This window comes from Sagittula salina (assembly GCF_017813235.1).
GTDB classification, from domain to species: Bacteria; Pseudomonadota; Alphaproteobacteria; order Rhodobacterales; family Rhodobacteraceae; genus Sagittula; species Sagittula salina.
Window position 1 is genome coordinate 115314 of sequence record NZ_JAGISH010000011.1, and the last position, 18095, is coordinate 133408.

17 protein-coding genes are annotated in these 18095 nt (G+C 66.8%); 7 read left to right on the forward strand and 10 right to left on the reverse strand.

Features of this window, described 5'->3' with window-relative positions; all coding sequences use genetic code 11:
* Positions 1-117: 117 nt before the first annotated feature.
* From J5474_RS17935 to J5474_RS17945, 3 genes are read right to left on the reverse strand one after another with little or no spacing between them, the layout of a single operon-like run.
* Positions 118-1023: a hypothetical protein gene (locus tag J5474_RS17935; RefSeq protein WP_209362597.1), complete on the reverse strand. Its 906-nt coding sequence runs from the start codon at positions 1021-1023 to the stop codon at positions 118-120.
* Between the two features lie 12 nt (positions 1024-1035).
* Positions 1036-1425 (reverse strand): hypothetical protein, encoded by a 390-nt coding sequence (locus J5474_RS17940; protein WP_209362600.1) that lies wholly within the window; start codon positions 1423-1425, stop codon positions 1036-1038.
* The gene (locus tag J5474_RS17945; RefSeq protein WP_209362602.1) at positions 1410-2885 is read right to left on the reverse strand and encodes an NAD-dependent succinate-semialdehyde dehydrogenase; all 1476 of its coding nucleotides are present in this window, start codon (positions 2883-2885) and stop codon (positions 1410-1412) included. Before J5474_RS17945 ends, J5474_RS17940 begins: the two co-directional genes overlap by 16 nt.
* A gap of 67 nt (positions 2886-2952) precedes the next feature.
* On the opposite strand from J5474_RS17945, the gene J5474_RS17950 reads away from it, so the two are divergent.
* The 5 genes from J5474_RS17950 to J5474_RS17970 all read left to right on the forward strand — a co-directional run bounded on the left by J5474_RS17950 (position 2953) and on the right by J5474_RS17970 (position 9722).
* Positions 2953-3747, forward strand: coding sequence for an alpha/beta hydrolase (locus J5474_RS17950; protein ID WP_209362605.1), 795 nt, complete (start codon positions 2953-2955; stop codon positions 3745-3747).
* Between the two features lie 87 nt (positions 3748-3834).
* Positions 3835-4392 carry an RNA polymerase sigma factor gene (locus tag J5474_RS17955; RefSeq protein WP_245216559.1) on the forward strand — a complete coding sequence of 186 codons (558 nt, stop codon included), beginning with the start codon at positions 3835-3837 and terminating at the stop codon, positions 4390-4392.
* The gene (locus J5474_RS17960) at positions 4389-6446 is read left to right on the forward strand and encodes a vWA domain-containing protein (RefSeq protein WP_209362607.1); all 2058 of its coding nucleotides are present in this window, start codon (positions 4389-4391) and stop codon (positions 6444-6446) included. The genes J5474_RS17955 and J5474_RS17960 overlap by 4 nt, the downstream gene beginning before the upstream one ends.
* 121 nt (positions 6447-6567) lie before the next feature.
* Positions 6568-8739 (forward strand): esterase-like activity of phytase family protein, encoded by a 2172-nt coding sequence (locus tag J5474_RS17965; RefSeq protein WP_209362610.1) that lies wholly within the window; start codon positions 6568-6570, stop codon positions 8737-8739.
* A gap of 440 nt (positions 8740-9179) precedes the next feature.
* Positions 9180-9722 carry a hypothetical protein gene (locus J5474_RS17970; protein WP_209362612.1) on the forward strand — a complete coding sequence of 181 codons (543 nt, stop codon included), beginning with the start codon at positions 9180-9182 and terminating at the stop codon, positions 9720-9722.
* Here the strand turns inward: J5474_RS17970 and J5474_RS17975 are convergent.
* The 7 genes from J5474_RS17975 to J5474_RS18005 all read right to left on the reverse strand — a co-directional run bounded on the left by J5474_RS17975 (position 9719) and on the right by J5474_RS18005 (position 16798).
* Positions 9719-10612: a LysR family transcriptional regulator gene (locus J5474_RS17975; protein WP_209362615.1), complete on the reverse strand. Its 894-nt coding sequence runs from the start codon at positions 10610-10612 to the stop codon at positions 9719-9721. The genes J5474_RS17970 and J5474_RS17975 overlap by 4 nt on opposite strands.
* Before the next feature lie 94 nt (positions 10613-10706).
* Positions 10707-11180: an Hsp20 family protein gene (locus tag J5474_RS17980; RefSeq protein WP_209362617.1), complete on the reverse strand. Its 474-nt coding sequence runs from the start codon at positions 11178-11180 to the stop codon at positions 10707-10709.
* Between the two features lie 257 nt (positions 11181-11437).
* On the reverse strand, positions 11438-12160 hold the full coding sequence (locus tag J5474_RS17985) for a trypsin-like serine peptidase (RefSeq protein WP_209362721.1): 723 nt from the start codon (positions 12158-12160) through the stop codon (positions 11438-11440).
* A 221-nt stretch (positions 12161-12381) separates the two neighbouring features.
* Entirely contained in the window at positions 12382-13743 is a 1362-nt protein-coding gene (gene glcF / locus J5474_RS17990; RefSeq protein WP_209362619.1) for a glycolate oxidase subunit GlcF, read from the reverse strand.
* 9 nt (positions 13744-13752) lie between these two features.
* Complete coding sequence (locus tag J5474_RS17995; RefSeq protein ID WP_209362622.1) at positions 13753-14091, reverse strand: hypothetical protein; 339 nt, start codon at positions 14089-14091, stop codon at positions 13753-13755.
* Positions 14092-14124: 33 nt separating this feature from the next.
* A complete protein-coding gene (locus tag J5474_RS18000) occupies positions 14125-15237 on the reverse strand; it encodes an FAD-binding protein (protein WP_209362624.1) in 1113 nt (370 codons plus the stop codon).
* 115 nt (positions 15238-15352) lie between these two features.
* A complete protein-coding gene (locus tag J5474_RS18005; RefSeq protein WP_209362626.1) occupies positions 15353-16798 on the reverse strand; it encodes an FAD-linked oxidase C-terminal domain-containing protein in 1446 nt (481 codons plus the stop codon).
* A 157-nt stretch (positions 16799-16955) separates the two neighbouring features.
* Here J5474_RS18005 and J5474_RS18010 point away from each other — a divergent pair, with 157 nt between their 5' ends.
* Positions 16956-17366 carry a CopD family protein gene (locus tag J5474_RS18010; RefSeq protein WP_209362628.1) on the forward strand — a complete coding sequence of 137 codons (411 nt, stop codon included), beginning with the start codon at positions 16956-16958 and terminating at the stop codon, positions 17364-17366.
* Positions 17366-18061 (forward strand): DUF599 domain-containing protein, encoded by a 696-nt coding sequence (locus J5474_RS18015; protein WP_209362630.1) that lies wholly within the window; start codon positions 17366-17368, stop codon positions 18059-18061. Before J5474_RS18010 ends, J5474_RS18015 begins: the two co-directional genes overlap by 1 nt.
* Positions 18062-18095 lie beyond the last annotated feature (34 nt).

Consider the following 18095-nt stretch of genomic DNA (forward strand, 5'->3'; position numbering starts at 1 on the left):
GGTCCCGGCGTACAGGACAGGGATTGGACAGGGTCAGCGACGCCATCGCCGACGAGGCTAGCCTGCGCCCGTGCGCGGGCCTTGGCAAGTGGTCATGCAAAGCGCCGCCCGGATTGGTCAGTGGACGGGCCAGCCGGCGCGACGCAGCGCCCGAAGAATGCGCGTTTCAAGGTCGGGGCGGCTGTCGTCGATGGCGTGATCGCGCAGCCGCCACCACAGGTAGGCGGCAAAATTCGGGGTCATGCCGGGGGCGCGGGCCAAGGCCTCTTCCGCGCCGAGGTCCGCGACAGTGGTCGCGATGTGGTGGAAGTCGGTTTGCCCAAAGAGCAGCGCGGGTTTTTCGAGCAGGTAGCCGGAGAAGGCCACGGCGGAGGTCTGGGTCGCCACATAGTCGCAGCAGGGCAGCAGCGCGGCAGTGGTGCCGGTGGAGATCGTCAGCCGCTGGTGGCGAGCGGCGAGAGCGTCGAGGGCGGCGCGTTCCTCCGGGCCGGGCGGCTCCTTTGGATGGAGGGTGGCATGCAGGGGGCGGGGGTCGTGTTGCAGCAGCGTCTCCAACATGGCGATGGGCGACATGGATTGAAAATTGCGGTGCTCCAGAAGGCGCCCCTGCAGGGGGACGAGTACGAACCCCTCCCGCGATGGCGTTACCCGCGGGTAATGTCTCTGCCTCAGGTTGTTAAGAAATCGTTCAGGCTTATTCGGTGCCACGCCGCTTGCGTCGAACCGTGCGCGGGCCACCGGCCAGTTCCAGCGCTCAGCCACGCGTTCGAGATGCCAGAAGGGCCGCAGGTAGGTACGACGGAAGGTCAGCGCCCGGTCGTGCGGTGGCGGGATCATCCGCACTAGTGCGTGGCCCGCGCGGTGCGGGGCCTGCGCCAGTTCCTTTGCGCTGTCGTCGTGCACCACCACGCGCCAGCCGCGCGCCCTCAAAAGACCGACAAAAGTCCCGAGAAACCTGTCCCGACCATGCTCCATCCGGTTGCGAAGGTCGGGATAAAGGTAAAGGTGAACCTCTTCCGCCACGCTCAGGCCCCCTCAGGCCCCGGCGGCGAACCACAGCTTATACAGAAGCTGCACCCCGTCCAGTTTGGCCTTCTTCAGCTTGGCCAGAAACACCCGGTAGGCGAGCTTTGGGTCGCGGTGATCGGCCCAGTTGAAGCCGTCGCGGTCATTGCCGAGGATCTCCCAGCCGATGTCGCGGGGCGGCTCGTGGAACATGCGCGCGGCGGCCTCCATCAGGCAGACGCCCTCGCCGCGCTTCAGGGCGTAGCGCACAAGTTCGTCCGCCTGCGCGGCGGCAAGCCATGGCGAGCCGTCGCCGGTATGCGCGGCGGCGAACCACGCGGGCAGGTCGACCTCCGGCCCGCCATCGTTTTCGGCGGCGGACAGGAGGTCGAAGCGTTCCGGGCTTATACGCTTAGGCAAACGTATTTCATCTCCAGGTAGTCCTCGATGCCGTGATGGCTGCCTTCGCGGCCAAGGCCGGATTGCTTCACGCCGCCGAACGGCGCCACCTCGGTCGAGATGATGCCGGTGTTGACCCCGACGATGCCATATTCCAGCGCCTCTGCGACCTTGTACACGCGGGAGAGGTCATTGGCGTAGAAATACGACGCGAGTCCAAAGATCGTGTCGTTTGCCATCTCGATCACGTCGTCGACGGTGTCGAACTTGAACAGCGGTGCGAGCGGACCGAAGGTTTCGTCGGTCGCGACCTGCATGTCCTGCGTGACGCCGGTCACGATGGTCGGCGGCAGGAAGTGGCCCGCGCGCTGCATCGGTTTGCCGTCGCCAAGAATGACGGTCGCGCCCTTCGCGGTGGCGTCGGCGATGTGTTCCTGCACCTTGTCGATGGCGTCGGAGTTGATCAGCGGGCCGAGGTCTGTGCCCTCTTCGAGGCCGTCACCGACCTTCATCTTTTCCACGGCTGCCTTCAGTTTCGCTGCGAAGGCGTCGTAGATGCCGGACTGCACGTAGATGCGGTTGGCGCAGACGCAGGTCTGTCCGTTGTTGCGGAACTTGCACAGGATCGCGCCCTGCACGGCGGCATCGATGTCGGCGTCGTCAAAGACGATGAAGGGCGCATTGCCGCCCAGCTCCATCGAGCATTTCATCACCTGGTCGGCGGCCTGCTTCAGCAGGATGCGCCCCACTTCGGTCGAGCCGGTGAAGGTCAGCTTGCGCACCTTGGCGTTCTCGCAGAATTCCTTGCCGACGTCGGAGGATTTCGACGATGTGACGATGTTCAGGACACCCGCCGGGATGCCTGCGCGATGCGCCAGCACGGCCATGGCCGTGGCTGACAGCGGCGTTTCGGCAGCGGGGCGCCCGACAAAGGCGCAGCCGGCGGCGAGCGCGGGGGCGGCCTTGCGCGCGATCATGGCATTGGGGAAGTTCCACGGCGTGATGGAGGCGGCGACGCCGATCGGCTGCTTCATCACCATGATGCGCTTGTCGCGCTGGTGGCCTGGGATGGTCTCGCCGTAGATACGCTTCGCCTCTTCGCCAAAGAACTCGATGAAGCCCGCGCCATACGCGATCTCGCCCCGGCTCTCGGCCAGGGGCTTGCCCTGCTCGGCGGTCATGATGATGGCGAGATCCTCCTGGTTCTCCATCATCAGGTCGAACCATTTGCGCAGTTTCGCGGCGCGCTCCTTGCCGGTCCACTGTGCCCAGTCCTTTTGTGCGGTATAGGCGGCGTCGATGGCGCGGGCCACGTCGTCGCGGCTGAGGTCTGTGACCTGCGCGATGACGTCCCCGCGCGCCGGGTTGGTCACGCCGAAGGTTTCTCCGTTCTCGACGAACTCGCCGTTCACGTAGGCGCGGGGTTCCAGCAGGGTGGGATCCTTGAGCAGGCTCTTGAGGTCGGTCGACTGATCCAGCATGGTTTTCTCTCCGCGTTGTTGGGCGTAGCCTGAGCATCTAGAGCAGAGAAAGTATAGGGCCAAATCCATGGCAGACTCCACGACAGACCTCACTGACGCCTACGAGAACGGCACCTACATCCCCGGTGCCGCCGACTACCCACCGCGCTGGGCGGCGGAGGCGGCGGACTACCGCGCGGCGCTGGGCACGCGGGCGCTTCTGGGCCTGCCCTATGGCGAAGGGGAGCGGCAGCGGCTGGATCTTTTCCTGCCCGAAGGCGAGCCGGAGGGGCTGCTGGTCTTCATCCACGGCGGCTACTGGCGGCGCTTCGACCGCTCGGACTGGTCGCATTTCGCCGAAGGCGCGCGGGCGCGGGGCTGGGCGGTGGCGATGCCGTCCTACGACCTGTGTCCCTCCGTGCGCATCCGCGACATCACGCGCCAGATCGCGCAGGCAATCACCGTGGCGGCGGCCGAGGTGACAGGGCCGATCGTCATCACCGGTCATTCCGCCGGGGGCCATCTGACCGCGCGGATGGCGCAGGTGTTGCCGGACGATCTGCGCGCGCGTGTGGTGCATTACATGCCGATCTCGCCGCTGTCCGATCTGAGGCCCCTGATGCGGACCGAGATGAACGCCGATCTGCATCTGGATGAAGAGGAGGCCCGCGCCGAAAGCCCGGTGTCGTTCGATGCCCCCGTGGCCCCCGTCACGATCTGGGTTGGCGGGGCGGAACGGCCCGCCTTCCTGCATCAGGCGAAGTGGCTGGAGGAGACCTGGGGCTGCGGATTGGTGATCGACGAGGACAGACACCACTTCGACGTGATCGCCGGGTTGCGCCATCCAGAAAGCGCCATGGTAAACCGGCTCTTGAACACTTGAGGGGGACCTTCGTCCGTCGATTCCGAAAAAAGACGGTAAGGTATCCAAGCATTGCAGAGGCGCGCGCGTCCAAGGAACAAGATGCGCATGGATGCCCAGATATACCCGGATGACGAAACTCTCGCCCGCGCCGCCGCGTCTGGCGACCGGGCGGCCTTCGGGCTGCTTGTGGCGCGGGTCTACGACCGCGTTTACGGCTACGCCGTCCGGCTGACCGGCAACCCGGCGGAGGCGGAGGATCTGGCGCAGGATCTTTGTGCCGCGCTGCCCGGCAAACTGCGGAGTTTCCGGGGTGAGGCGAAGCTGTCCACATGGCTCTACCGCATCGCGGTGAACGCCGCGCGCGACCGTTTCCGCAGGCAGGCGACGCGTGCGCGGGCCGCCGCAGGCTGGGGCGACTGGGAAGAGGCGCGTCAGGCGGCGAACGCCGAGGAGGCCGCCCGCCGCGACTGGCTGGCGGAGGCCATGGCCTGCCTGAACGACGATCTGCGCGAGACGCTTGCGCTGGTGCTCGACGGGGTCAGCCACGCGGAGGCGGGCGCGGTACTGGGCGTGTCCGAGGGCACGATCAGCTGGCGCATTTCGGAGGCAAAGAAGCGGCTGCGCGCGGTGAGGGACGCCGACGCGGCGGGAGAGAGCAGATGACCGACGATCTCGACAGGCTGAAGGCCGCGATGGACGAGGCATTGCCGCCGCCGGACGCCGACCGCAAGGCGGAGGTTCTGGCGCTGGCGATGAAGAATTTCGAGCATTTGCACGGATCTTCCCAAGGACTGGCGCCCGGCGCGCGTCGCATCTCTGAAACCGGCCCCAGGGGCCTGCTCGGAGGATTGAAGATGCTGATCGCCAGAAACACCCGCGCCATCCTGACCGCCACCACCGCGCTTGCCGCCGTGGCAATGCTGGCCGTGATCCCGGTTCTGAGAACGCAAGGGCCCCAGGCGACGGGTGTTCTGCGGGAGGCACACGAGGCCCCCGTGCCCAAGCCGGAGGTCGATCTGGACGACCCGGCATCGCCGGAGGCAGAGGCGGCAGAGGCGCCGCAGGAATTCGCCACGCAGGCAGACGCCGCCGCGCCGGTTCCGCCTGTGGCCTCCCCGCCTGTGGCCTCCCCGCCTGTGGCCATGGAACGGATGCGTGCCGAGCCGTCGTTGTCGACCCGCACGGCCCCCGCAGGCGGTGCACCGGGGGGCGGTATGGCGACGCTTGCCGCGCCCTCGCCGGGCATCGCGCCCGCCCCCGTCCCGCGCCCTGTTCCTGACGCGGTGCCGCGGCCCCGGCCGGATACGGAGGCTTTTCCGCAGGCCCCTGACCACCCCGTCAAGGTCACAGTGGAGGAGCCGGTATCGACCTTCTCCATCGACGTGGACACGGCGTCGTGGTCCTACATCCGCCGCGCACTGACCATGGGGCAACTGCCGCCGAAGGACGCCGTGCGGATCGAGGAGATGGTGAACTATTTCGACTATGACTACGCGGGCCCGCAGGCGGGGCAGCCCTTTGCCACCCATGTCGGCGTGTCGGACAGTCCGTGGCGGGCGGGCACGCGGATCGTGCAGATCGGTTTGCAGGGGGCGCTGCCTCTGGGACAGGGCAGCAAAACCGGAGTGCCGGGCATCGCCCGCCCACCCATGAACCTTGTCTTCCTGATCGACACCTCCGGGTCGATGAACGAGCCGGACAAGCTGCCGCTCCTGAAACAGAGCTTTCGCCTGATGCTGGGCCAGCTCGGGGCTGAGGATCGGGTTTCCATCGTGACCTACGCGGGATCGGCGGGGCGCGTGCTGCCGCCCACCCCGGCGACGGAGCGCAACACGATCCTGACCGCGCTGGAGAACCTGCAGGCAGGCGGTGGCACGGCGGGGCAGGCCGGGCTGCAACAGGCCTATGCCACGGCGCAGGAAATGGCCCGTGATGGTGCCGTGTCCCGCGTGATCCTCGCCACCGATGGCGATTTCAACGTCGGCCTCAGCGACCCGGAGGCGCTGAAGGACTTCATCGCGGAGCAGCGGAAGGGCGGCACCTACCTTAGCGTTCTGGGCTTTGGGCGCGGAAATCTGGATGATGCGACGATGCAGGCGCTGGCGCAGAACGGTAACGGAATGGCCGCCTACATCGACACGCTGGCCGAGGCCCAGAAGGTGCTGGCGGACCAGTTGACCGGGGCGCTGGTGCCCATCGCTGACGATGTGAAGATCCAGGTGGAATGGAACCCCGCGCTGGTCGCGGAATACCGGTTGGTCGGCTACGAGACCCGCGCCCTGCGCCGAGAGGATTTCAACAATGATCACGTCGACGCGGGCGAGATCGGCGCAGGCCACCAGGTGACCGCGCTATACGAGATCACGCCCACGGGCTCCGGTGCGCGCATGACTGATCCCTTGCGGTACGGGGCGCGGCAAGTCGCGTCCGACAGCAAGGAGCTGGGATTCCTCCGCCTGCGCTACAAGGCACCGGGGGAGGGCGAAAGCCGGCTGATCGAGACGCCGATTATGGCCGATGCCGCCCCCCTGCCAGAAGCGGGCTGGGCGACGGCCATCGCGGGCTTTGGCCAGATTCTGAAGGGATCGACCCTGATTGGCGACTGGTCGATGGGCGATGCCATCGCGCTGGCGCAGGCCTCGAAAGGGGCGGACCGCTTTGGCTACCGCACGGAGGCGATCACCCTCATGCGGTTGGCGGAGAGCCTGACGAAGTGACGCGATCCCCTGCACCGGCATCCTGCGGGGGCGGGTTTCGCAGCGCTGTCACGCGTTCATCACACGGTTGTTACAGTGCGACAGCAAAGGCTGATGCAGAACACAACGGGGGACCCGTGACATGACCTTTCGCAGCATCTGCCTGACCAGCGCGCTGGCGCTGACCGCCGGGGCGGCCCATGCCGAGATGAATTTCAACCGCATCGCGTCGTTCGCTACGCCGCTGAACATGGCGCCGGGCGAGGACACCGCCCGCGAAACCTCCGCCGAGATCATCGCCGCCTCCGCGGACGGCATGACGCTGATCTACACCGACAGCCCGCTGGGCGTGGTGGGCCGGATCGACATCACTGATCCCAAGGCGCCTGCGCCGCTGGGCAACACCGACGTGGGCGGGGAGCCGACCTCTGTCACGGTGATCGGCAACACGGCCTATGTCGCCGTGAACACCTCGGAAAGCTACACGAAGCCGTCAGGCACGCTTCTTGCGCTCGACCTCGCCACGGGCGAGATCGCCCAAAGCTGCGACCTGGGCGGGCAGCCCGATGCGACGGCGCATGATGAGGCGGGGACCTTTGTCGTCGTCGCCATCGAGAACGAGCGCGACGAGGACGCGGGCGACGGCCGCATCGGTCAGATGCCGGGTGGCTGGGTATCCAAGGTGGCGATCACGGACGGCGCGATGGACTGCGCGGTGCAGCGGATCGACGTCACCGGGCTGGCGGAAATCGCGCCCGACGACCCGGAGCCGGAATTCGTCGACGTGAACGCGCGGGGCGAGATCGTGGTGTCGCTGCAGGAAAACAACCACCTCGTCGTGATCGGCGCGGAAGGCACGGTGATCAATCATTTCCCGGCGGGCGCGGTCGACCTGACCCGCATCGACACGAAGGACGAGCGCGGCGCGCTGCGCTTCGAGGACACGCAGGAAGGGCGCCCGCGCGAACCCGACGGGGTGCAGTGGCTGGATGACGCGCATTTCATGACCGCGAACGAGGGCGACATGGACGGCGGCTCCCGCTCCGTCACGGTGTTTTCGAAGGACGGCTCGGTGGTGTTCGAGAGCGGTTCGGATTTCGAAACGGCTGTGATCCAGGCGGGCCACTACCCGGACAAGCGGTCGGACGCGAAGGGCGCGGAGCCCGAGGGCATGGAAGTCGCGACCTTCGGGGATACGACCTTCGCCTTTGTTCTGGGGGAGCGGTCCTCCACCGTGTCCGTTTACGACGTGACCGATCCGGCCAGCCCGGTGTTCAGGCAGCTCCTGCCCTCCGGCATCGCTCCCGAGGGTGCGATCGCAATCCCGGAGCGGAACCTTTTGGTAACCGCGAACGAGGCTGATCTGGTCGAGGACGGCGGCGTGCGGGCGCATGTTATGCTGTACGAATATCAGGAGGCAAAGGCCGCCTACCCGCAGCTGACCTCTGCCGGGGCGGACACGCTGATCGGCTGGGGTGCGATTTCGGGCATGGTGGCCGGCGAAGATGGTCTGATCCATGCCGTCAACGACAGCTTCTACGGCTATCAGCCGACGATCTCCAGCATCGACGCCACGGTGTCCCCGGCGCGCATCGTGAAAGCGCTGCCGGTGACGCGTGCCGGGATGCCGGCGCAAAAGCTGGATCTGGAGGGAATCACCACGGATGGGGAGGGCGGTTTCTGGCTGGCTTCGGAAGGCCGAACCGACCGGCTGATCCCGCACGCGCTTTACCACGTCGGCGCCTCCGGCGAGATCACCGGGGAGGTCGCGCTGCCCGCAGACCTGTTGGCGAACGAGAAGCGCTTTGGCTTCGAAGGGGTGACAAGGATCGGCGACGTGCTCTGGATGGCGGTGCAGCGCGAGTGGACCGACGATCCAGAGAACACGGTGAAGCTGGTGGCCTATGACCTGAAGTCCGAGGAGTGGGGGGCGGTCCGCTACGAGAAGGCGGCGCCGCAGACCGGCTGGGTCGGCCTGTCGGAGATCGTGGCGCATGGCGACTGGGTCTATGTCATCGAGCGCGACAATCAGATCGGTGCGGCTGCGGTGACAAAGAAGGTCTATCGCATCCCGGCGTCCGAGATGGTGCCTGTGGCGCTGGGCGGCGACCTGCCGGTGGTCACGAAGGAAGAGGTCGCGGACCTGATCCCGGCGCTGGCCTCGCAGGGTGGCTATGTCGTCGACAAGGTCGAGGGGCTGGCGATCACGGCCGACGGCACGATCTGGGCCGTTACCGACAACGACGGGGTGGATGACAGCTCTGGCGAGACATTCTTCTGGCAGGTGGGCCGCGCGGAGCAGCCCTCGCAGTAACCGGTTCGGTGTGAACCAGCGCGCCCCGCGGGAGTCCGCGGGGCGCGTTTGCGTTTTTCGGGCCTGCTTTTTCGGGCCTGCTTTTTTGATCCGTGTTTGTTGGGCCGAGTTTCTCCGGCCTGTTTCGCCCGCTGACGTCGGTCGACCCCCGCGCGCCTGCGGCGCGCGTCATGGGCGCCCTTCGGGCGACAGGATTTGCGCCCAAGGGGCACGGTTCGGGGGCGCTGCCCCCGGTCGCTTCTGCGAAGCGCCGCCCCCGAGGTATTTGGAAACCGAAGAAGCGGGGCAGGCGCGGTGTGGGAACCATAAACGGTGCAGGTCCGTTGGGTCCGGTACCGTAAGGGAAAGTGCCGCGAGTTTTCGTTCATTTGAGATTGCAACCGGCGCTTAAGCCTTGCGTTGTACCGTCGAAGGATAAGGATAAAGCCATGGAGGCCCCCATGCCCGAGGATCCGGATTTGTCGGTCGTTCTGTGCGTCCTTGCCGGAGCGCTTGCCATAGCCGCCGGGGCGCTGGGGGCGCTGAACCTCGATCCGGCCTTTACCGGCCTGCTGGGGGTCCTCGTCGTGCTGCGGATCTGCTGGCTGGACGACAATATTGCGAATGACCTTCTGGATCGCGATCATTTGCCGCAAAGCTATCTGAATGCGCAGGCGCGCCAGCGCATGGTGGAAATCATGCTGCTGGGCAAGCCTTGGGGCGAGGTGGACCTGTCACCTGGGTTGGTCGCGACGCGGATGCGGGCGGAGGCGCAGGTCTGGTCGGCGGTGATCGTATCGGGCTGTGCCGCGCTATTGGCGGATACCGCGCCCTTCGGGGTGGGGGTATCGCTGGTTCTGGCGCTGGGTGGATTCCTTTTGGCCTTTCGCATGGCGGATCGGATTTCGGCCACGCTCTGGCTGGTGGAATGCGGCCGCGCGTTGCCCCGAAGGGATCTCTTGCAGCGTCCCGGTTGGGCACTGCTACGCCGCCGTTATCGTTAACGAAGCAATGCCGGAAGCATCTCTGCCAGCAGATCCCAGACCAGCCGGACGCGTGGAGAGGTGTGCAATTCGCGGTGAGCCACCAGCCAGACGGGGTAGTCGAAGCCGGTTTCGAGCAGCACGCGGACCATATGCGGGTCGTTCGCCGCCATGCCCACCGGACAGAGTCCCACGCCCAGCCCCTGCCGGATGTATTCCACGACGACCGCGTGGGAACTGGCGCTGATGGCGCATTGCGCCTCTGTCACGGGGAGGCCCGCGAGGGTCAGGGCTCCTAGGAATTTCGCGTTGTCGTCAAAGCCGATCAGCCGGGCGCGGGCGAGGTCTTGGGGGCGATCCAGTGGCCCGAAAGCCTGGAGGTAGGCCGGGCTGACGAAGAGGCCGGCGCGATCCTGCGCAACCTGCCGCCCTATCAGGTCGGGCTGTTCCGGGCGGGTATTGCGGATGGCGATATCGGCCTCGCGCCGTTTCAGGTCGCGGATGGCATTGGAAGCGACAACTTCGACAGTGATGGCCGGGGCAACCCGTGCCAGCCGCTCCAGCACGGCTGGCAAGAGCCAGAGCGCGTAGAGTTCGGAGGCGGTTACGGCGACGGGGCCCGAGAGGTCGCGGGCCTGCCCGCCGGCAGCGAGGGAGACGGCCACCGCCGCCTCGCCCATGGCCCGGACGTGTTCCACCAGCCGCGCACCGGAATCGGTCAGCACCAGCCCGCGCCCGGCGCGTTCGAAGAGGGTCACGCCCAGTTCCTGCTCGAGTGCGGTGACCTGACGGCCCAGCGTGGGCTGCGTCATGCCCAGCGCCCGCGCCGCCGCGGAGAGGGAACCCTCTTCCGCCGTCACGAGGAACGCGCGCGCGCGGTTCCAGTCGAAGGTTACGGATCGCCATTCCATGCAGAACCGTATGGGACCCTGCGTCCCGTAAAGCAAATTCAAACGCAGGAAAGAGGGCCTGTGGGCCCCCTTTCACGATCGGTTCAGCGTCGGGTCAGTTGACCTTGTCGGCCTCGACCACGTCCTTCGAGATGGCCACCTGCGGTTTCGCGATCTCGATCCGGCGCGGTTTCAGCGCCTCGGGGATCTCGCGCACCAGGTCGATGTGCAGCATCCCGTTCTCGTGGGTGGCGCCGACGACGCGGACATGATCGGCGAGGTGGAAGCGCCGTTCGAAGGCGCGCGTCGCGATACCGCGATGCAGATAGGCGCGGCCTTCGGATTCATCCGCCTTGCGGGCGGAGACGACCAAGGCGTGTTCCTTCACCTCGACCGACAGATCCTCATCTGCGAAGCCTGCCACGGCGATGGAGATGCGATAAGCGTTCTCGTCGGTCTTCTCGATATTGTAGGGGGGATAGCCCGCGGGCTGTGCGTCGTTGTTGGTCAGGACGCGATCCATCATCTCGGCCAGCTGGTCAAAGCCGACAGAGGCGCGGTAGAGCGGTGCAAAATCGAAATGTCGCATGGAATCCTCCAGTTGAGCGATACCTGTGAACGGGCCTTCCCAACGGGGACAGGCCCTGTCGTGCACCGGAGCCCTGTTCCAGGCACTCCGGTTCCCATTAGCTGTGTATCGCCGCGCAGGCTTTCAAGCCCTCAGGGAGGGCAAGGCCGGCCGGTGCTTTTGACCGCGCCACAGAGGCCACAGAGGCCACAGAGGAAGGGGTGGCCGCAGCAGCAAGTTCGATATCGCTGAATGGTGCCTTCGGACATCGTCTCTTCTCAGGGTTTCACGAACTTTGCGCCGGTGTCGCGGCGGCTGCCTGCAGGCATGCGTTCCAGCCCGCTGCCAGGATCCTGCGCCACCGCCAGCATCGACCGCAGGTCGCGCAGTGGCGCCAGAAGATCCACCGCGAGCGAGACCTTGCGCCCATCTGCCTCTGCCTTGGCGGAGATGACGGAAACGATACGCGGAGCGCCATCCTCGTCAAAGCTGAACACCGGCGAACCGGAGGCGCCGAAGTCGACCTCGCAGGACAGCACCAGCATGCCCTCCTGCTCCACCAGAACGGTGCAGAGATCCTGCAGGGAGGGTGCCTCTGACCGGTTGTGCGCATAGGAAACGACGCCGACCTGTGCCCCCTTGGCGGGCAGATCCGCCGTGTCAAAGGGCGTCACGGTGGTGTTGCGGATCGGATGCTGAAGTTCGATCACCGCAACGTCGTGGCGCACGCGCTCGGTGCTGGAGGCGTCGAGGTAGTCATAGGCCGGATGCGCCACGGCCCGTTTCGTGCGCCGGTAGGCCGCCGCGCGCCCGTTGCGCCACCCGGCAAGGAACTGGATCTGGTCGACGGGCACCCGGTCGCCGGTGGCGGGATCGAACAGGCAGTGGGCCGCCGTCAGAACCAGACGGTCGGTAATCAGCGCGCCTGTGCAGAAGGCTTCGCCGGCGATTTCCAACCGCCCGACAGCCTCCCACTGGCGCGCGCCCTCGGTGCTTTCCATGGAAAACAACCCCTGCGCAGAGGCGAAACTGCTGCTGCAGATCAGCACGATAGCAAGGATGATCCGCACGTTTGCCCCCGTTTTGGCGCAGCATCTACCGATAATTTGGGGCAAAATTGCGGCGCTCGCCATGCTTTAACCATGTTTCGCGGGTGGTTAACGAAAGGTTCACCGTAGGGTTCAGGCCGGGCCCTCTGGCGGTCGCAAAGGCCTCCGGCAGGTCATGCATTTTCCAGCGCAGGCGGTTTCGGGCCGCCGGTCGCCCAGTCCAGCAGTTCGACCGTATGCACCACGGGCACGCCCGTACCAGACCCGATCTGCATCATGCACCCGATATTGCCCGCCGCGATCACGTCGGGTCGCTTTGCCTCCAGTGTGCGGACCTTGCGCGTCTTCAACTGTGCGGAAATTTCCGGTTGCAGCAGGTTGTAGGTCCCGGCAGAGCCGCAGCACAGATGGCTGTCCGCAGGTTCCACAACATCAAAGCCCGCGCGTTTCAGCAGCGCCTTGGGATGTTCCTTGATCTTCTGTCCGTGCTGCAGGGAGCAGGCAGCGTGGTAGGCGACGCGCAAGGGCCCCGTGCCCTGCGCTGCGGTCGGCGCGTCCGCCCGGTCGATGCCCGCAACAGAGGTGCGCGCCACGTTCGCCGCATCCACCGGGGCCTCCGGCATCAGCTCTGCCAGCACCTCGCTGACGTCACGCGCCAGCGCCGCCACCTGCGCCGCATCCGCCGCCAGTACGCTTTGGCGGAACATATGACCGTAGTCCTTCACCGTGGTGCCGCAGCCCGAGGTGTTCACCACGATCGCGTCCAGTCCCTTGCCGCGAACCTCGACCATCCAGGCTTCAATATTGGCGGCGGCCGAACCGTGACTCTCGTCGGTCTTGCCCATGTGGTGCGTCAGCGCCCCGCAGCAGCCCGCGCCCTTGGCCACGACGACCTCCGCGCCCAGCCGGGTCAACAGGCGGATGGTGGCGTCGTTGATGTCGGTGTTCAGCGCTTTCTGGGCGCAGCCAGTCATCAGCGCCACGCGCATCCGGCGCGGCGCTTCGGGCGCGAAGCTTTGCGGATCGTCGTTGCGCGACACCGGCGGGATCGACTTTGGCGCCATGTCCAGCATCGCCCGCAGGCGCGCGTCGGGCACCAGCCGCCGAAAGGGGCGCGCAATCCTGGCTCCGACCAGGGCGAGCCGGAAGCGCCCCGGATAGGGCAGGACCTTCGACAGGACCCAGCGCAGCGCCCGGTCGCCGAAGGGCCGATCGTAGTGCTTTTCGATGTACTCCCGCGCGTGGTCGACGAGGTGCATGTAGTGCACGCCCGAGGGGCAGGTCGTCATGCAGGCAAGGCAGGACAGACAGCGATCCACATGCTTCACCGTTTTCGGGTCGGGCACGCGCTCGTTTTCCAGCATATCCTTGATCTGGTAGATGCGGCCGCGCGGGCTGTCCAGTTCATCGCCCAGCACCTGGTAGGTGGGGCAGGTGGCGGTACAGAACCCGCAATGCACGCAGGCGCGCAGGATTTCGTTCGCCCGCGCGGTGCCCGCGTCCTTCAGTTGTGCCTGGGTGAAATTGGTCTGCATCTTTGCCTCTCAGTGCATAAAGCGGGCGGTTGCCAGCCCGAACCACGGCATGGTGGTCGCCAGGATGGCGGTTATGGTGACAGCGCGCGGGGAGGGGCGGGGGGCGGCCCGCCGACGCAGTGCCTGCGCGATGATGGTGCAGGCCAGGACCCAGCCCAACCAGCCCGCAAGGACCCCGGCCAGGGGCGCGCGCCCCTGCAGTGCCACGGCCCCGGCGGCGAGCACGACGGTCAGCACCAGCAGCGCCGTCATCAGGCCCCGGTCGGGCGGTAGCCGGAGCAGGAGCGCGCAGAGCCCCGGTCCCGCGACGAAGGACAGCAGGAAGGCGACGATCACGCCCCCGGTCATGCCGTGCCCTCCCTCATGTGGGGTCCCGTGCCATCAGCCGGGCAGGCCAGCGGCAAGAATGCCGCGCGGGTCGAACTTTGCCCGGATCGCGCGGGTCAGCGCCGCGACCGGCCCCGGCTCGGGCGGAAAGACCGGCGTGGTTCCTGCGCCGCGCACCCGCGTTGCGTGGCCGTCGAAGGCGCCCAGGCGCGCGCGGGCATCGGTGCCCTCCGACGTCAGGGCCCAGACCAGCCCGCCACCCCAGTCGTAGACCACGGCGCGCGGCTCCAGCCGTGCGACCAGTCCCGGCGCGTCCGAAGGCTTGCAGCTGATCCGCCAGACATCGCCTGCCGCGCCCTGCATCGGTGCCACGTCGCGCACCGCCGCCCAGGTGGTGGCGACCGCCTGGGGGTCGCGCTCAACCCGGACGGCCATGCTGTCGAACAGTGCCGCCAACTGCACCGAACGGTAGTCCACCGACCCGGCAAAGCCCTCGATCCGCAGCATCGTCACCGGCGCGCCGTCCGGTCCCTGCGGCAGATGCGCCGCGCCCGTCACGTCGAAAGGCGACCCAAGCCCGCGGGCCAGCGCCTTTACCGCCCCTGCGTCATCCAGTCCGTCGATCAGCACGGAAGCCACGGCCTCCGGCTTCGGCAGCACCTTGAGCGAGACCTCCGTCAGCACGCCCAGCGTGCCGCGCGACCCGGCCAGCAGTTTCACGAGGTCATAGCCAGTCACGTTCTTCATCACCCGGCCGCCGTTCTTGATCACCGCCCCGGTGCCATCGACAAAACGCACACCCAGGAGAAAATCCCGGCAGGCACCGACCTGAATGCGCCGGGGTCCGGAAACATTGGCCGCTACCACACCGCCGATGGTCGATGTTCCAGAGGTTCCCAGCAGCCCGCGATGATCCATCGGCTCAAAGGCGAGCCGCTGCCCTTCGGCGTCCAGCAGCTTTTCGACCTCCGCCAAGGGCGTGCCCGGCCGCGCCACCAGCGTCAGAGCGCCCGGTTCATGCAGCGTCACGCCCGCTAGCCCGCCGGTCTCCAGAACCGCCCCGGCGCCCGCGTCGCCGATGGTCCGGGTTCCGCCACCGCGCACGCGCAGGGGGCCGGTCGCCTGCCGCACCATTTCCGCCAGTTCCGCCTCGCTTCCAGGTCTCATCCCCTGCGCCCCCGTTTCTCTGCTTTCGAAATACTCCGGGGGTGCGGGGGCGGAGCCCCCGCCCGCGCGCGCCCTGCGCGCGCGGGTCGGCGCGGCGCAGCCGGGCCGAAACCCCTCATTCCGCCGCCAGCGCCGCCGTGCGGCGGGCCTCGGTCACGCCCAGCGGGAAGACCTTAGCGGGGTTCAGCAGCCATTGCGGGTCAAAGACGTCCTTCACCGCCATCTGCGCCTCCAGATCCTCCGGCGCGTACTGGTGGCCCATCAGGTCGCGCTTTTCCACGCCAACGCCATGCTCTCCGGTCAGGCAGCCGCCGACCTCGACACAGAGCTTCAGGATCTCCGCCCCGAAAGCTTCGCAGGTCTCAAGCTGGCCCGGCTGGTTGGCGTTGAACAGGATCAGCGGGTGCATGTTGCCGTCGCCTGCATGAAAGACGTTGGCGACCTCCAGCCCGAACTCCTGCGACATCTCGCCGATGCGGCGCAGCACGTAGGGCAGTTCGCTCACCGGGATCGTACCGTCCAGGCAGATGTAATCGTTGATATTTCCCATCGCACCAAAGGCGGACTTGCGGCCCAGCCAGATGCGCGCCGCCTCGTCGGCGTCCTTCGCCTCGCGCAGTTCGACGGGATCGTGACGGCTGGCGATTTCCTTGATCTTGTCCAGCTGCTCGGCGATCTCCGCGTCCGAGCCTTCGACCTCCACGATCAGGAGCGCTTCGCAATCCGGGTAGCCTGCCTTGGCGAAATCCTCGGTGGCGCGGATGCAGGGCGCGTCCATGAACTCGATCGCCACAGGCAGCACGCCCGCCTTGATGATGTCGGACACGCAGGCGCCCGCCACCTCGTTGGAGGAATATCCGATCAGCACCGGGCGCGCGCCTTCGGGCTGGCGCAGGATGCGCAGCGTCGCCTCCGTCACCACGCCGAGCTGCCCTTCGGAGCCGCAGACCACGCCCAGCAGGTCCAGCCCGCCCGCGTCGAGATGCGCGCCGCCCAACTCCACCACGGTGCCGTCCATCAGCACCATCTTCACGCCCATGAGGTTGTTTGTGGTCACGCCGTATTTCAGGCAGTGCGCCCCACCGGAGTTCATCGCGATGTTCCCGGCAATCGCACAGGCCAGCTGCGACGAAGGGTCGGGCGCGTAGAAGAAGCCGTCCTCGGCCACCGCCCCGGTGACCGACAGATTGGTGCGTCCGGTCTGCACCCGGATGAAGCGGTTGTCGTAATCCACCTCCAACACTTCGTTCATGCGCGACACGCCCAGGATCACCGAATCCGCCGTCGGCAGCGACCCGCCCGCGAGCGAGGTGCCCGCGCCGCGTGGCACGACGGGCACGCCCTCCGCGCGGCAGACCTTCAACGCGGCCGCGACTTCCTCGGTCGTGGAGGGCAGCACCACGGCCAGAGGCGGGCAACGGTAGGCGGTCAGCGCATCGCATTCGTAGGCGCGTACCTCGGCCTCCTCGTGGATCACACCACCGGGCAGAACCGCGTTCAGCCTTTCGACGATCCGCGCCTTCCGCGACAGCACACCCGCGTTCGGTTCCGGCATTTGCATCTGAGGTCTCCTCCCGTCAGGCTGGGACGTTTAAAACCAGAAAACGGCAAATTGGTCAACTCAAATAACCAAAACCGGGCTTGATCAGCGAGAGGCCACCGGCCTCTTGCGCAGCCCCCCGGCTCCGGGTCATCTGGCGTCAAACAAGGAGACCGCCATGGCCTGGGTCAAGATCATACACATTCTCTGCGTCATGGGGTGGATGACCTCGATCTTTGCGGTGCCGCGCGCGCTGATCTACTGGAAACGCGAACACGCGCGGCTGGGCGAAAACGGCCCGCTGGGCGATCTGACCTTCCGGCTCTACCGCTTTTCCTTTGGACTCGGGGTGATCGCCATCGCGACGGGCATCTGGTACGGCACCTGGCTTGGTTGGCCCGCCTGGCTGCATCTGAAGGCGACGCTGGTAACGCTGCTGGCCGTCCACTACATCTACACGGGGCGGTTGGTGCGCCGCGCCCAGCAGGGCGAATTCCGCGAAAGCGACATGTTCCTGCGCATCTTCAACGAAGCCTCTGTCATCGGCACCATCGCGATCCTCTGGGTCGTCGTGGTGCAGCCGTTCTGATGCTGGACGTGGTCAATGGCTTCGGCATCGCCGATGCGGCGGCGGTCGCTCTTTTGCTGCTGTGCTGGGTCGGCGCCACGCGGCTGATCGAACACCCGCCAAAGGCGCGGCCCTCCACGTCGTCGCTCATGGCGGGCTATCGGCACGCGTGGATGGATCAGTTCGTCACCCGCCAGCCGCGTATCTTCGACAGCCAGATCGTTGCGAATCTGCGGCAGGGGACGGCGTTCTTCGCCTCCGCCTCGATGATCGCGGTGGGCGGGATCTTTGCGCTTCTGGGCAATGCCGACCAGTTGCGCGGCGTCGCCGCCGACCTGACAGAGCATACCGACCCGGTGGTGGTTTTCGAGATCAAGCTGATGGCGATGTTGCTGCTCGGCACCAACGCCTTTCTGAAATTCGTCTGGTCGCACCGACTGTTCGGCTACACCTCTGTGTTGATGGCCGCCGTGCCGGAGGACCCGAGCGATCCCGCGACGGTGCCGCGCGCCCACAAAGCGGCGGAGATAAACGTCGCAGGCGCGCGCGCCTACAATCGGGGGCTGCGTTCGGTCTATTTCGGCATCGCCGCATCGGCCTGGCTGGTGGGGCCATGGGCCTTGATGCTGGCGGCGGTGGTCACCACGGCGGTGATCCTGCGCCGCGAATTTGCTTCTGTCAGCCGGGCGGTGCTGCTCGACCCCTCCGACAAATGAAAACGCCGCCCCGTGGGGCGGCGCATCATGTCAT

What these genes read in the sequence shown, in the direction of transcription:
- J5474_RS17955 (WP_245216559.1), top strand. Translation starts at nt 3,835, where the DNA reads ATGGATGCCCAGATATACCCGGATGACGAAACTCTCGCCCGCGCCGCC.
- J5474_RS17985 (WP_209362721.1), bottom strand. Translation starts at nt 12,160, where the DNA reads ATGGAAAGCACCGAGGGCGCGCGCCAGTGGGAGGCTGTCGGGCGGTTG.
- J5474_RS18005 (WP_209362626.1), bottom strand. Translation starts at nt 16,798, where the DNA reads ATGCAAATGCCGGAACCGAACGCGGGTGTGCTGTCGCGGAAGGCGCGG.
- J5474_RS17950 (WP_209362605.1), top strand. Translation starts at nt 2,953, where the DNA reads ATGGCAGACTCCACGACAGACCTCACTGACGCCTACGAGAACGGCACC.
- J5474_RS17960 (WP_209362607.1), top strand. Translation starts at nt 4,389, where the DNA reads ATGACCGACGATCTCGACAGGCTGAAGGCCGCGATGGACGAGGCATTG.
- J5474_RS17945 (WP_209362602.1), bottom strand. Translation starts at nt 2,885, where the DNA reads ATGCTGGATCAGTCGACCGACCTCAAGAGCCTGCTCAAGGATCCCACC.
- J5474_RS18010 (WP_209362628.1), top strand. Translation starts at nt 16,956, where the DNA reads ATGGCCTGGGTCAAGATCATACACATTCTCTGCGTCATGGGGTGGATG.
- J5474_RS17975 (WP_209362615.1), bottom strand. Translation starts at nt 10,612, where the DNA reads ATGGAATGGCGATCCGTAACCTTCGACTGGAACCGCGCGCGCGCGTTC.
- J5474_RS17980 (WP_209362617.1), bottom strand. Translation starts at nt 11,180, where the DNA reads ATGCGACATTTCGATTTTGCACCGCTCTACCGCGCCTCTGTCGGCTTT.
- J5474_RS17995 (WP_209362622.1), bottom strand. Translation starts at nt 14,091, where the DNA reads ATGACCGGGGGCGTGATCGTCGCCTTCCTGCTGTCCTTCGTCGCGGGA.
- J5474_RS18015 (WP_209362630.1), top strand. Translation starts at nt 17,366, where the DNA reads ATGCTGGACGTGGTCAATGGCTTCGGCATCGCCGATGCGGCGGCGGTC.
- J5474_RS17970 (WP_209362612.1), top strand. Translation starts at nt 9,180, where the DNA reads ATGCCCGAGGATCCGGATTTGTCGGTCGTTCTGTGCGTCCTTGCCGGA.
- glcF (WP_209362619.1), bottom strand. Translation starts at nt 13,743, where the DNA reads ATGCAGACCAATTTCACCCAGGCACAACTGAAGGACGCGGGCACCGCG.
- J5474_RS17965 (WP_209362610.1), top strand. Translation starts at nt 6,568, where the DNA reads ATGACCTTTCGCAGCATCTGCCTGACCAGCGCGCTGGCGCTGACCGCC.
- J5474_RS18000 (WP_209362624.1), bottom strand. Translation starts at nt 15,237, where the DNA reads ATGAGACCTGGAAGCGAGGCGGAACTGGCGGAAATGGTGCGGCAGGCG.